Source organism: Xanthobacter wiegelii, from assembly GCF_043193855.2.
GTDB classification, from domain to species: Bacteria; Pseudomonadota; Alphaproteobacteria; order Rhizobiales; family Xanthobacteraceae; genus Xanthobacter; species Xanthobacter flavus_A.
Map to the genome: position 1 here is coordinate 2,576,754 of NZ_CM195529.1, position 12,533 is coordinate 2,589,286.

At 66.9% G+C, this 12,533-nt stretch carries 19 protein-coding genes; 9 read left to right on the forward strand and 10 right to left on the reverse strand.

Annotated elements, in window-relative coordinates:
* Positions 1–34: 34 nt before the first annotated feature.
* The 9 genes from V5F63_RS11875 to V5F63_RS11915 form a co-directional block, all read right to left on the reverse strand.
* Entirely contained in the window at positions 35–454 is a 420-nt protein-coding gene (locus V5F63_RS11875) for a hypothetical protein (protein WP_394101899.1), read from the reverse strand.
* A 76-nt stretch (positions 455–530) separates the two neighbouring features.
* The gene (gene nusG, locus V5F63_RS11880; RefSeq protein WP_394101900.1) at positions 531–1,091 is read right to left on the reverse strand and encodes a transcription termination/antitermination protein NusG; all 561 of its coding nucleotides are present in this window, start codon (positions 1,089–1,091) and stop codon (positions 531–533) included.
* Between the two features lie 429 nt (positions 1,092–1,520).
* Positions 1,521–3,104 carry a DUF5906 domain-containing protein gene (locus V5F63_RS11885; protein ID WP_394101901.1) on the reverse strand — a complete coding sequence of 528 codons (1,584 nt, stop codon included), beginning with the start codon at positions 3,102–3,104 and terminating at the stop codon, positions 1,521–1,523.
* Positions 3,101–4,306, reverse strand: a complete 1,206-nt coding sequence (locus V5F63_RS11890; RefSeq protein WP_394101902.1) for a DUF7146 domain-containing protein — start codon at positions 4,304–4,306, stop codon at positions 3,101–3,103. Before V5F63_RS11890 ends, V5F63_RS11885 begins: the two co-directional genes overlap by 4 nt.
* The gene (locus V5F63_RS11895; RefSeq protein ID WP_394101903.1) at positions 4,303–4,485 is read right to left on the reverse strand and encodes a hypothetical protein; all 183 of its coding nucleotides are present in this window, start codon (positions 4,483–4,485) and stop codon (positions 4,303–4,305) included. The genes V5F63_RS11890 and V5F63_RS11895 overlap by 4 nt, the downstream gene beginning before the upstream one ends.
* A complete protein-coding gene (locus V5F63_RS11900) occupies positions 4,482–5,405 on the reverse strand; it encodes a DNA-methyltransferase (RefSeq protein WP_394101996.1) in 924 nt (307 codons plus the stop codon). Before V5F63_RS11900 ends, V5F63_RS11895 begins: the two co-directional genes overlap by 4 nt.
* Positions 5,402–6,802 (reverse strand): helicase-related protein, encoded by a 1,401-nt coding sequence (locus tag V5F63_RS11905; RefSeq protein WP_394101904.1) that lies wholly within the window; start codon positions 6,800–6,802, stop codon positions 5,402–5,404. Before V5F63_RS11905 ends, V5F63_RS11900 begins: the two co-directional genes overlap by 4 nt.
* Complete coding sequence (locus V5F63_RS11910) at positions 6,799–6,993, reverse strand: hypothetical protein (protein ID WP_394101905.1); 195 nt, start codon at positions 6,991–6,993, stop codon at positions 6,799–6,801. Before V5F63_RS11910 ends, V5F63_RS11905 begins: the two co-directional genes overlap by 4 nt.
* On the reverse strand, positions 6,993–7,505 hold the full coding sequence (locus V5F63_RS11915; RefSeq protein WP_394101906.1) for a hypothetical protein: 513 nt from the start codon (positions 7,503–7,505) through the stop codon (positions 6,993–6,995). Before V5F63_RS11915 ends, V5F63_RS11910 begins: the two co-directional genes overlap by 1 nt.
* A gap of 373 nt (positions 7,506–7,878) precedes the next feature.
* On the opposite strand from V5F63_RS11915, the gene V5F63_RS11920 reads away from it, so the two are divergent.
* Complete coding sequence (locus V5F63_RS11920; RefSeq protein ID WP_394101907.1) at positions 7,879–8,151, forward strand: hypothetical protein; 273 nt, start codon at positions 7,879–7,881, stop codon at positions 8,149–8,151.
* 23 nt (positions 8,152–8,174) lie between these two features.
* Here V5F63_RS11920 and V5F63_RS11925 read toward each other — a convergent pair whose 3' ends face one another.
* Positions 8,175–8,390: a transcriptional regulator gene (locus V5F63_RS11925; protein ID WP_394101908.1), complete on the reverse strand. Its 216-nt coding sequence runs from the start codon at positions 8,388–8,390 to the stop codon at positions 8,175–8,177.
* 84 nt (positions 8,391–8,474) lie between these two features.
* On the opposite strand from V5F63_RS11925, the gene V5F63_RS11930 reads away from it, so the two are divergent.
* The 8 genes from V5F63_RS11930 to V5F63_RS11965 all read left to right on the forward strand — a co-directional run bounded on the left by V5F63_RS11930 (position 8,475) and on the right by V5F63_RS11965 (position 12,529).
* The gene (locus V5F63_RS11930) at positions 8,475–9,275 is read left to right on the forward strand and encodes an XRE family transcriptional regulator (protein WP_394101909.1); all 801 of its coding nucleotides are present in this window, start codon (positions 8,475–8,477) and stop codon (positions 9,273–9,275) included.
* 99 nt (positions 9,276–9,374) lie between these two features.
* Complete coding sequence (locus tag V5F63_RS11935) at positions 9,375–10,100, forward strand: hypothetical protein (protein ID WP_509210831.1); 726 nt, start codon at positions 9,375–9,377, stop codon at positions 10,098–10,100.
* A gap of 88 nt (positions 10,101–10,188) precedes the next feature.
* Positions 10,189–10,383, forward strand: coding sequence for a hypothetical protein (locus V5F63_RS11940; RefSeq protein WP_394101911.1), 195 nt, complete (start codon positions 10,189–10,191; stop codon positions 10,381–10,383).
* An 8-nt stretch (positions 10,384–10,391) separates the two neighbouring features.
* Positions 10,392–10,664: a hypothetical protein gene (locus V5F63_RS11945; protein WP_394101912.1), complete on the forward strand. Its 273-nt coding sequence runs from the start codon at positions 10,392–10,394 to the stop codon at positions 10,662–10,664.
* A 10-nt stretch (positions 10,665–10,674) separates the two neighbouring features.
* Complete coding sequence (locus V5F63_RS11950; protein WP_394101913.1) at positions 10,675–10,815, forward strand: hypothetical protein; 141 nt, start codon at positions 10,675–10,677, stop codon at positions 10,813–10,815.
* A 3-nt stretch (positions 10,816–10,818) separates the two neighbouring features.
* Positions 10,819–11,130, forward strand: a complete 312-nt coding sequence (locus tag V5F63_RS11955; RefSeq protein WP_394101914.1) for a hypothetical protein — start codon at positions 10,819–10,821, stop codon at positions 11,128–11,130.
* Positions 11,131–11,163: 33 nt separating this feature from the next.
* Complete coding sequence (locus tag V5F63_RS11960) at positions 11,164–11,502, forward strand: YfdP family phage-associated protein (RefSeq protein ID WP_394101915.1); 339 nt, start codon at positions 11,164–11,166, stop codon at positions 11,500–11,502.
* A 31-nt stretch (positions 11,503–11,533) separates the two neighbouring features.
* Positions 11,534–12,529, forward strand: a complete 996-nt coding sequence (locus V5F63_RS11965; protein ID WP_394101916.1) for a DUF2303 family protein — start codon at positions 11,534–11,536, stop codon at positions 12,527–12,529.
* The last annotated feature ends 4 nt before the right edge of the window (positions 12,530–12,533 follow it).

The window sequence follows — 12,533 nt, forward strand, 5'->3', positions numbered from 1 at the left end:
ATGCCCTTGTACGGTACAAGGGTGCCCAGCACTGTCAGCCCAGCAGGGGCAGGCCGAGGCGCTGGGCGAGGGCGTCGAGGGCGGCGCGGCCCTTGCGCTCGATCGTCTGCTTGAAGCCGTCGTGGCACTCCTTGCACGACGAGCACCACCATTCGGACCGCCAGAACGTCTCGGCGAACTGGCGCTGCGGATACAGGTGATCAACGCAGGTGGCGGGGGTCAGCCTGTCCACCAGCTGACAGTAGACGCACAGCGGATGCCGCTGCAGATGCGCCTTGGCCGCCTTGTCCCACGCCGAGGTGTAGCCGCGTTCGCGCGCCGAACCCCGATGCCGGTCATATTCGCGATTGAGCTCCGCCCGCTCCCGGATATGACCGGGCCGGAACAGCCGAGGGCGATGTGTCAGGAAGGCGCTCCAAGCTAGCGCACTCCGGGTGACTGCAGGTGCAGTCACTCCGGTTCGTCGACCGTACGCGGCGGAGGTGATGTACCCCGGGAGGCCGTCCTGCCCCTTCCGCCGATCCGCTCCGCTATCCTGCCATGGCCTTGGTGTGGGAGGCCGAGGATGTGGAGCACTCCACAGAGGTGGAGCGACCGAATATAGAAATCGACACAACCATGATTTGCCGGCCTGCGTCAATCCTCTCCACGATACCGGGAAAGCCGTTGAACGGACCCTCGTTAATCATCACGACCTCACCCACGAGGAACCCTCCCGAAGCCTGCCGCTTCTCGGTCACCTCGGCCGCCTCAGGCAGCCAATAGCCGTCAAGGGTGCAGGCCTCGCGCAGCAGGCCCATCACCTTGTCCGAGATGGGCAGCACCGCGCCGTCTTGCCGACGCGCCACGGATATCACGTCTCCGGTGCGCTGGAGCCGGTAGAGCGAATGACCATCCAGCAGCTCGACGAAGATGTAGCCGGGGAACCGGGCCACCTTCTTGGACCGGCGCCGCATGCGGCCATTCCGGAACACCTCCTCATCGTCCATTTCCCACGGGGCGAACACCCGGAAGCCGGCGCGCGACAGCTCGAACTCCGCATCGAACTCGCGCCCCTCGAACGTGCAAACGGAAACCCATCTCGTGCTCATCGCGCCACCCTCGGCCCATTCAGTGTCAGGTCCAGGGTCACCGCCATGCCGGGGCGGCGGTCCGGGGCAGCGCGGGGAGTGGCGATGCGTGGGGTTGCCGTCAACAGCCCCGTTCTCTCGCCGGATCATCCGCGCCGCCGTCTCCTCTGCGTCCCACCTGTCCCACCTCTCTCAAGAAGAAAGAAGAAGGTGGGGCGCACTCAAACCGTTGGCATCACTTGAACTGTCCCACCTGTCCCACCTGTCCCACCTCAAATCGCCTGCCAGAAATTCCCATCACCCCGACAGGGCGGGTCGTGCGCGCGCGTACGTACACGCGAGGATCAAGGTGGGGCAGGTGGGGCAGGTGGGGCGCGCCCTTGTGCGGCAACGGTTTGCGGGCGACCCACCTTGCCGGTGCGTCCCACCTCAGGTGGGGCGCTGCAGGGGTTACGGCAGGGGATCATCGGCATAGCCGGCCTCCTGCTCATCCTCGCGGCTCCAACCGATGTCCTGCCCAAGGTCCGCCTCTATGGCGTCGCGGCAGGCGGACAGCGTCGGCAGCTGGTAGCACCAGACCCGCTTTGAGACGCCAGGGGCATAGTCGATCATGCGCTTCACCCGGGCGAGGCCCGGCACCAGCTTCTGCATCTTGATGCCGAAGGCCGTCATCTCGCTCTTGCGGCGCACACCCACCTTCTCGGCGACCGCGATGTAATCGTCGAAGAGCGTCACGATGGGGATCACACCCACCCATTGCTCACCGCCCGAGGTGGTGGCGCCCGCCATCACCCGTTCGAACCACCAGCTGTCGACGCTATCCAGCGATCGCAGCTTCTGCTCAAGGAGCGCACCCGTGCGCGGGATCTTGCGCAGGTCCACCTGCGAGAGGTCGAAGGCGAGGAGATCGTGCAGCAGGGCCTCGCGCCCGCCGGCCGCAAGCTCTTCGTCCATCTCGCGGAAATAGGTGGTGTCCTGAGCGCATCTCGGGTTCACGTCGAGCACGCAGAAGCGCCGTTCATCCTTGCCGGCCGGCACCACCCAATCTTCGTTGGAGGTCATCAGCAGGCGCACGAAATTGTCGAGGCGGATGGGGTCGATGCCCTTGGCCTCGATCATCTGGAATTTGGAGGTGACGAGGCCCTTGAGCCGCCCCTCGGCCGCCTTGTCGCCTGCCCACACCGCCTCTTCGGCCTGCAGCAGCAGGCAGCTCGCCATATGGGCGTTGAACTGCCCCGTCACATAGCGCGGGTCATCCACGGCGAAATAGTGGGCTTGAAAGAGCGAGCCCATCACCTCGCCCACCTTCGTCTTGCCGGTGCCCATCTTGCCGCGCATCACCAGCGCCGTGCCCACCCTCTCGCGCGGGCGCTGCACGAGATGGGCAAACCAGCCGAACACCCACCGGAACAGCGCCTCATCGCCCTCGCAGACGTTGGTCAGCAGGTGATCGCGGAAGATGCCATAGGAGCCGCCGGCCCTCGGCGTCACTGTGAACCCGCGCCAGAGGTTGAGATAGCCCGGCGTGCTCGCCGCCCCGTCCGGATTGGGGAAGAACTCGATTCCGGCGTAGGAGCGCCGGCGCGGGTGGGTATGCCAGCGCTTGCCCCATGTCATGCCCTTCACCTTGCCGTCCGGCGCGACGACTTCGGTGTAGGTGTTGGCAAACCAGCTCATGAAGGCGTCAAGGGCGACGATGCGCAGCCGGTCCTCCACCGGGCCGGAGGGCTGCTCTTTCGCCACCACAGCCTTCGACCCCATGAGCACAAGCGCATAGGAATCGTTCATATCGTCCACATCGAAGCCGAGCGGGCGCGCACCGCGAACCTCTTCGCCCTCCTGCCAGGTGCGCCCGTCATCCACCCCGCCGTCGCCATCATCAGCCGCGGGAGCGGGGGCCTCGGCCGCAAAATCAGGCGCCGCGCCCTCGCCCGGCACGGCAGGATCGGGCTGGGAAAGCCCAGCGGCGGCAGCCTGCACAATGGCGAGCACCGCCTCCGGCCCGGAGGCGGGGTGCTGGGAGACGTCCGTCATTCGGTGCCCCTCAGCACATCGTTGAAGTCGCGGCCCGGCGGCGCCCATGCGATGGCCACCTTGCGCCCCGCGCGGGAATGGCGCGCCAGTGCCCGTTCCATCGACCATTGCGTCGCGACGGCCTCGCTGTCGCCGTCGCCCAACAGCAGCAGGTCGCTCACGCTGTCAGGCACATGCATGGCCGCGCTGGAGAAGTCGGGAACCGGCCCGGGCACGCGCGGCGCGCGCTTGCGCCCCAACTTGTCAGCCACCTTGAGCGACGGGTGCGACAGCGTTTCTGTCGCCCGCCCGGCGAGGTTCCCGAGATCCACGCCGGAGACGAACGCCATGTCCGGCGCCACCAGCCCCTTGGCGGACATGGCGGTCCACACCGAAAGGACGGTCTCGATTCCTTCGGCCGCGAACATGCGCCGCGCGCCATCGGGCGCCTTCACCAGCACGATGGCGCCGCCTTGCTTCGACCCGCGCACCTTCTTGGAGGGCAGCACCAACCCCGTTTCGGGGTCTATCCATTCCGCCTTCCCCTTGGGCCGGTTGAGGTCGATCCATGTGATGTGGAGGCCGGAAAAGAAACCCCGCGCGTCGGTGATGGCCGCCAGCATGGCGGGCCCCCGCCCCAGCTCTTTCATGGCCTGCCGCCCATCCTCCAGGGCTTCGGACCCGTGGAAATAGGACACCGAGGGCGCGAAACGCAGTGCTGAGGTGGGCGGCAGCGCAATGGCGCGCAGGGCGAGATACTCCTCGGCCATGGAGCCCCGCAACGCTCGCGCCGCCCGCCAGAGGCCATACAGCCGGTGCCGTTCGCGCTCGCGGAAGGTCGCCGCATCCTTGTCGCGCTCGGCCGCCTTGCGCCGCCGCTCCTCCTCGCGCGCCGCCAGCTCCTCGAGGCTCGCCCGCGTGCCCTCTCCGCGCGGCGGAGGGCGGCCCGTCAGATCCTCGCAGGCGGCGAGGAAGTCGGCCCCGTCGAGATACTGCACAAGCGAAATCGCATCGCCGCCCCGGCCGCTTCCGCGGCAGTGGAAGACGTTCTTTCGGATGCTCACGCCGAACCGGTCCGTGCCGCCGCAGACAGGGCACGGCCCCACCAGCTCGGTCCCCGACCGCCGCAGGCGTATGCCGCGCCGGTCGATCACTTCCAGCACCGACACGGCGCGCGCGTCGGAGGCCCATGCGGCGAATTCAGAGGAGGGGGTGCGGCTCACTCTGCCGCCTCCTGCCTCGCCACGGCATCGGGGCTTACCTCGCCGCACTCGCAATGCCACATTAGAACGGACCATATGCCGTGCGTGGGGCCGAGGTCGCGCACGACCATCCAGCCCCGCGCCATGAAGTCGAAGGCGTCCGCATGGCGCACGTAACAGAACAGGCCGGTGCGGATCATTCGGCCGCCTCACGCTCGAACAGAGAGCGACCAAGCCGCTCTGCCTCTGCAAGGTACTTGCGCGCCTGGGCAAAATAGGCCGGCTTCAGCTCAGTGCCGAGGAACCGCCGGCCGAGCTTGAGGGCCACATAGCCTTCAGAGCCGATGCCCATGAAGGGCGAGTAAACCGTGTCGCCACGGTTGGTGTACTGCAGGATTCCCCTCTCGGTGATATCCAGCGGCATAGGGCAGAGATGCTTTTCAGCTTCATCATCCTGCACCACGCGCACGTTCAGCGTGTCGGTCTCGCGGGTCCCGCGCCAGATGTCGCCGGCCATCCACACTGGCTGTGCAAGTGCCTGCCAATCATCGAGGGGGAACTCGGCCGGATCGTGCAGGACCGGCGGCACGTTCTCCATGCCCTCTTTCCAGGCGCGGAACACCACGAGGTATTCCGGCAGGCCTCCGCCCGTGCGTGCACCATCCGTCCGGAAATTTTTATAGAGTAGCCGGTCGCTCTTGGTTTTCTGCATCTCCCGCACGGGGCAGCGGTCGATCGTGACTCGCCGGTGATAGGTCCACCCCTCCTCCACATGGGCGCGGATGCACCCGCCGGTGAAGTCGCGCAGGCCCCGGTCGCCCTTGTCCGAGCTGTTTGAATAATAGACGAGATCCTTGACGTGGATGGCTGTCAGCCGGCCCGGCTTGGTCACGCGCAGAAGCTCGCGCACCAGGTGGCGGTAGGAGGCGAAGAAGGCGTCGTCGCTCTCGACATTGCCCATATCCCGCTCGCTTTCCGAATACACGTAGAGTGAGGAAAACGGCGGGGAATAGATGGAAAAGTCGAGGCAGCTGTCCGGCAGCGCCGCAGTGAATTCTACCGTATCGCAGCAATAAGCCGAGAAACGCTCGCCGGCTGCCTGATCGAATACATGCGTCATTGCATCCACGCCGGCAGGCGCGCCTCCATGTGGGGCTGGTAGGGGTCTAGGATTTCGTGGACTTGAGCGGCGCGCAGCATGGCCGCGGACATCTCGCGCTTCATGCGGTCGTGGTCTCCAGACTTGCGTGAGACCACGGCGGCAATCTCCGCCTCGGTGTCGGCGCATACGACATGCGCGGTCACCGGCCGCCGCTGGCCAAACCGCCAGAAGCGCCGCACCGCCTGATAGAAAGCCTCGTAGGAGAAGCTCACGCCGGCGAAGATGGTGGTGTTGCAGTGCTGCCAGTTCAGCCCAAATCCGGCAATGGAGGGCTTTGTAAGCAGCACCCGAAGCTCGCCGCGGGAAAAGGCGTCCAGCACCTCTTCCTTGCGCTCGATGGGCATGGAGCCGCGCACCTCTTGCGCCTCGGGCACGGCGGCACGCACGGCATCGGCGTCATAGTCCGTGTCCACCCAAATCACGATGGGATCGCCCGGATGCTCTGCCGCCAGCGCGCCGACAAGATCCGCGCGCTTGGCGGACGTGAGGCGCTTTTCCCTGTGAATGGCCGTGGCCGAGGTATCCGGCATGCGGAACAACCGACCTTGCCCGTCGCGCTCGCCGCCGGCATCGACACTGCGGTCGGCGGCGACTGCATGGCGACGCACCTCCAGCGGCGGCAAAGCGAACCCGTCATCGCTGAAGCCAAGGTCGGATGGCTTGCCCACACACCGTGCCCAGCTCGCCACCCAATCCCAGAAGGGCCGCACCGCGGCACGCTTCAGCCGATAGCGGCCCGCGTTCGCCTGATCCGCGAGGAAGAAGCGGGAGAGCATCTCGTTGGATGGCATGACCCCAAGGAACTCTGCATGTTGGCCAAGCTCGGTGTGATCGTTCGGCGCCGGCGTCGCGGTGCCGGCGAGGCGGAAGCGGGCGTCGGCGAACGCATCGATCAGCCGCCGCGTCGTCTTGCCGGTGAAGCTCTTCAGGATGGAGCTTTCATCGAGGATCACACCGGCGAAGTCGGCAGGGTCAAATCGCTCCAGTCGCTCGTAATTGGTGAGGACGATGCAAGGCGCGGCCGGCACGGTACCGAGGCGCGATACCTTCGCCTCGATGCTCATCTTCTCCGCCTCGCGCAGGTGCTGCGTCGATACTGAGAGTGGCGCCAGCATCAGGACTGGGCGATTGGTCTCCTCGACGACGCACCGGCCCCATTCCAGCATCATGCGCGTCTTGCCGAGGCCGGTGTCATAGAACAGCCCAGCCCGCCCGGCACGCAAAGCGAAGCGCACGCCATGCTCCTGATGCGCGAACAGTGATGAGTTCAGCGCAATGTCACGGGAGATGCCATGGGCGAGCGCCTTTGGCTTCTTCGCCGCGCAAAGCGCGCGATAGGCGTCGAGTCCACTCATCCCGTCCACCCGGTCCGCTCCAGCCAGCGCAGGCGGGCGAGCGTGATCCACTCCACCTGGTCAAGCGTGAAGGCCTCGCGCACGCCGTCGACGCTGAAATGGCGCGAGGGGTGCAGGGTGCGGATGCGCCACGGCTGCCGCTGCAATGGCGGCAAATGGCGCGGCGCATAGCAGGGCGCGCGGCGGGGCATCACGGCACCGCCCGAAGGCTGGAGAGCGGGGCGGCGGCGGGCGTGGCGCCCTGCGCCATGATGCCGGCGCAGGAGGAGCGCATGGCCCGGATGGCGGTTTCAAGCTCGGCCAAAGTGCGGTCGATCTGCACCGCCTCGGCCGGCGTCACCGTCTGGTCCGCCAGGGCAACCGCCACCTTGGTGGCCGTCTCGGCCGTGCGGCGCATCACCTCCGCATGGTGCTCCAGCACGCTGGCGGCCGAGGCCACGGCCACCCCGTCGGAGAGGCGCCGGCCATGCATCTCGGCCATCACCGAGGTGACGGCGGGCACGCCGCATTCGCGCTCCAGCGCCAGCGCCGCCGGCAGGTCGATCACATCGGGGGCGTCCACCACCTGAAAGCGCGACATGGCGCTCTTGCTCAGGCTGCACACCTGCGCCGCCCGCTCCACCCCGCCGCACAGGCTCACGAGGTCGCGCGTTGCCGCCTTCAGCCGCAACAGGAACTGATCGGAAAGGGGCCGCTCGGCCATGGCTTCGTCTCCCGGTGAAAGGCCTTTGGTTCAAGGCGTTGACGCACTTTCCCGAGCCGGGAAAAGCGGGTGCGCTTTCCCGGTGTGGGAACGGTATCTGTGTGGTTTCCTCGGTCCCGTCAGAACACCGGGCTACAGCCCCGGGGGCGATGGAGCGGCAGCGATGACACGGACGGGACCGAGGAGCACGGACGCGCGGCGCGAGACGCAAGCCGGCGCGAAAAGAAAAAGCGGCGCCGCGCGCGAACGCAGCGGCGCCGAGGTGGTCCACCGGGGGAGTGGCACGGGAAGGAAAGAGAGCGCGCGCGTCATGCTACACTGCCCCGCCGGGGCACGACCCAGCGATGGAACTCAGCAGGCAGAGGAGAAGCGGATGGTCCCCAGGACGGCAGACGAAATGGTGAGGTTGCTCACCATCAACGCCTACATCAAACTCTACCTCGACCTCACTCGGGCCAGCACGAAGCGCCGCCTCGACGAGGCCCAGATAGAAGAGATCGAGCGGAACGTCCTGATAGAAGTCGGCAAGCGGCGCGCCCTCATCCCCGAGTTCAAGTTCGACGCGGCCAAGGCCATCCTCCAGGCCGAGCATGGTCTCAAGGAAATGTTCGACATCGCCCGCAAGGCCCGCCTCGACGAAGTCTGAAGGGATGAAATCCCGAACGGTGATCATGCGGCGGTCTCCTGCGGAAGGGGCGAGGGCGCAGGCCCGTAGAGGTCCGGGCGCAGGACGTGCCGGGAAATACCCGTGACCCGCTCGATCTCAAGCACACGCAGCGGCGGAACTTCCCGCCACTGGTAGATCGCCTGTCGACGGACGTTCAGGCGCCGCGCCAACTCGGCGCCACCACCTGCCGCTTCGATCGCTTTTCTGAGCCCATCCATAACCAGCTAGGTAAGCGACGCTATCCACATGCGTCAAGCAAAACTTTCCTCGCAGGTAAGCAACGATTGTCGGAATGTCCCGCCATGAACCCACCTCGCAAGGTCACGCCTTCAAAAGCAGCGCTCGGCGCGCGGATTCGCGACGCTCGCGGCTCCCGCTCCCAAGCGGAGTTGGGTTTGCTGGTCGGGGTGAGCCGCGCCGCCGTCACGCAATGGGAAAAAGGCCAGACCGAGCCAACCCCCGAGAACCTGCGCGCTTTGGCTGAGTGGACCGACGTGAACTATGGGTGGCTCGCGACCGGGCGCGGCGATCGTGAAGCCCCGAACGATATCAGCTCAGAAGATGTGGCCGCGACCATTGGGACCCCCGCGAAAGGTCCGATGACGCTCGGCTCGGAAACCGGCCGCCGCAATATTCCTGACGACGCCTCCGCCCAGTTGGATGTGACAGCAGGCATGGGGGGCGGCGGCCTGACGATCGTGTCGGAAGGCGTACCGGGACGGGCCGGGATGACGTTTGCCGCCGAGCACGTGCGCGACTTCTGGCGCCTGCCGACCGAGGTGCTCGCCGCGCTGGGGCTGCGCGCGCGGGATGTGATCGTCGTTCCGGTCCAGGGCGACAGCATGTCGGGCACGCTTGCGGAAGGGGACTTCGTGTTCGTCGATACACGGCACCGGCTGCCGTCCCCTGACGGCATCTATTGCCTCACGGACGACTTCGGCGGCCTCGTGGTCAAGCGTCTTGAGGTGGTGAGTCGCCCGCGCGACGAAGAGGTGCAGGTGCGGATCATTTCCGACAATCCCAAGCACGAACCGAAAACGCGCTACCTGTCCGAACTCCAGATCATCGGTCGCGTTCTGCGCCGCTTTGGCGTCGTAGGGTAAGCACGAATCGACTCCGTCTCGATCCTCGCGCTAAAGTTGAGCGGGTAAGGGCAGGGGACGGAAATGCGCGGATTACAGGGTGCCGCATTCGCAGCGGCCATGAGCGCGGCGCTGGCGGGCTGCCAGACGTTTGCGAAATACAGCTTCGCACCAGGTCCGCAACAGCAGGTGGTCACGCGCCAGGGCCGGGAGGCGTTGGTCTCCAGTCGTGCCGGGTCAACCGTCACGCTGATGCCGATGGCGCGTAAGTCGGGCACCATGGCGCGGCCCCGGATGGTCGCGATCATCGAAAACCGGAGCCGCGGCGCCGTCACCGTCCATTATGCTGAGATCGGAGTGTGGGACGCCGCCACCGATAGGCCGATCAAGGTCTATTCGGTCGACGATCTTCAATCGGAAGCGCAGGGCGAAGCTCTGGCGGGGGCCATTCTCATGGCGGGCGCCGGCGTCGCGGCAGGCGCCGTGGCAGCGAACAACGTGGGTACCACGACCACCTATGGCACCGTTCGCTCGCCCTACGGCACGAGCAACTATGTCTGGCGCACCTACAACCCCGCTGCCGCACAGGCCGCTCAGGCCGCAGGCGCTGCCGCAGGAGCGGCCGGGGCGGCGGCTGCATTCGCTGAAGGCGAACGGAAGGTGCAGGAGCTGGAAAGCATCATGCTGATGGACCAGACGTTGCAGCCCGGCGAGGCTTACGGCGGTGCGATCGAGTTCAACCTTGCGACGGACAGCGGCACCGGGAAGCAATACGTGGTGCGAATCCCGGTCGGAGAAGACACCCACGAGCTCCGGATCACAGCCACAAGCGTCGGCGCATCCTGAGCGCCAGAAAGGAAAGCATGGAAAGTATCGCTTGACATAGTTGGTAAGCGATACTTTACTCGCCCCGTCTCCACAAAGGACGCGGGCCATGCCTTCTGTCACCGAACAACGCACCCCCACAGCCCTTGACCGGCTGGTCTCCGACATGCGCGACCTCTACGCCGCGCTCGGCGCCGCCACCGAGGAAGATCTCGCGCGTCTCGGTTGGCGCCCGCAGCAGGTGAAGCGCCTGCTGCCTGCCGCCCTTGCCCAGCTCGGCCCCGTCACTTCCCGCGCGGCGTGAGGTGAGCCATGAGCGACAACAGCATCACCCAACGCGCCGTGATGTTCGGCGCCACCTACAGAGACCGCATCACCGGCTTCACCGGGATTGCCGTCGGCCACACCGTCTACATTTCTGGCTGCAGTCAGGTGCTGCTTGCGCCCCCGGTGAAGCCGGACGGATCGCTGGCGGAATCCCAGTGGTTCGATCAGCAGCGGCTCAAGATGGTCGCCGGCATCGTCATCATTGACATCGACAACGGCGCCACCCCGGGCTGCGACCGCCCGGCGCCCAAGCGCTGAGGTGACGGCCATGTGCGATCCGCTCCTCGAATTTCTTGTGGCCGTGCCGCTGCTGATCGTGGTGTGGACCTGCGGCGCGGTCTCCACGCTCCTCGGCCTCTGGCTCTTCTACTGGATCACCGGCCGCCTTGGCTCGGACGGGAAGGGGTGAGCCATGGGCGACGTGATCTTCCTCCCGCGACCCCGCCCGCGCCTTGTGGTGGACAACGGCCCCCGCCGCCCCACCGGCCCCGCCATCCAGGCGCCGGACGCCAGCCGCCGCGACCGGCTGTTCTATCCCCTCGTCACCGTCGCCGGCCTCCTCGGCGCCGCGCTCGGCTGGTGGCACGGCTGGGCGTTTGTCGGCGCGCTCGCCCCCTGTGCCGGCGCCATGTGGTTCGCCGGCATCGTCGCCATTGCCCTCGGCGCCGGCGATCTCACCGCCCGCGACGAGGCCAGCGCCCGCCGCCGCAACTGGCGCCCCTGAGGCGTCCACCCACAGCATCTTCAAGGAGAGTCCATGGCCGCCCGCGTCATCCGCAGTTTCTTCCAGGCGATCGGCATCATGCACCGTGGCCGCGTCGAGGAGAAACTCAACACCGAGCTCGCCCGCCTTCTGGAGGCCGTCGAGCAGCACCCCGAAGAGAAGGCGAGCGGCACGCTCACCCTCACGGTCACCGTGACCAAGCTCGGCGACCGGCTCGACGTGAAGCCGAAAGTCGAGGCGAAGCTGCCGAAGGACAAGGATTTCGGCTCCGCCACCTTCTGGCCGCTCGAGGGCGGGTTGTCCATCGAGCACCCCAGCCAATCCGACATGTTCACCCCGCGCGACGCCAACGCCCGGCGCGAGCCCGCGTGAACCCCAGCCCTCACCCGAAGAAAGGCAGACCATGACGCAGACCACCCCGCGCGAGGACGCGCCCCTTGAGCCCGCCGCTTTGCTGGCGCCGCCCACGTTCCTCGGCGCGCTCGAAGGCGCGACCGTGGAAGCGGTTGCCCAGCTGGCTCGCGAAGCCAGCAAGCCCGAAGTGCTGCAGATCCCCACCAAGGGCCTCGGCCGCGGGCTCCCCGATACGGTGCCCTTCCTGTGGGACCGCCACGCGCAGAAGGCCATTCCGGTGGTCAAGGAGATCCTTGACGCGCGGCCGCCGCTGGAGCGGATGGGCTCGGCGGCGGTAACGACGCTCGACAGCTTCATCAAGCTGGTGGACCGGCATAAGGACGAAGGCTCGGCCATCTTCGCCCGCACCAGCTGGCCCCAGCCGAGCCTGACGGCCGTGATCGACTATCACGACACCGCGCGCGTCGCCCGCCACTGCCGCCATCGGGTGGTCTACGATTTTCCCCTCACCGAGGAATTCAAGACGTGGGTGGAGGGCGACGGCAGGAAGCTGACACAGGTGGAGTTCGCCGCCTTCCTTGAAGACCATTCGGCCGAACTCGCCGCCCCGCTGGATGGCGAGAAAGCCGAGTTCGAGGCGCTGTTCAAGGCGCGCTTCGCCTCGCCGGCCGAGCTGATCGACCTGTCGCGCAGCCTCGAAATCCACGAGGGCGCCAAGGTCAAGCAAGCCGTTCGCCTGCAGACCGGCGAGCGCCAGGTGGTTTTCACCACCGAGCACATGGACGCCAACGGCGAGCCGGTCGATATCCCCGGCATCTTCATGGTGTCGGTTCCGCCGTTCCTGTCCGGCGAGGCCGAGCCTGAGAGGGTGCGCATCCCCGCGCGCATCCGCTACCGCATCACCGGCGGTGCCATCGCGTGGTTCTATGACCTGTACCGCTGGGAATTCTTCCTGCGCGAGCGCGTGCAGCGGGATGCCGCCTTCGCCGCCAAGGCCACGGAGCTGCCCTGCTATGAGGGCTCGCCCGAGACCCCGCCGGCCTGAGGAG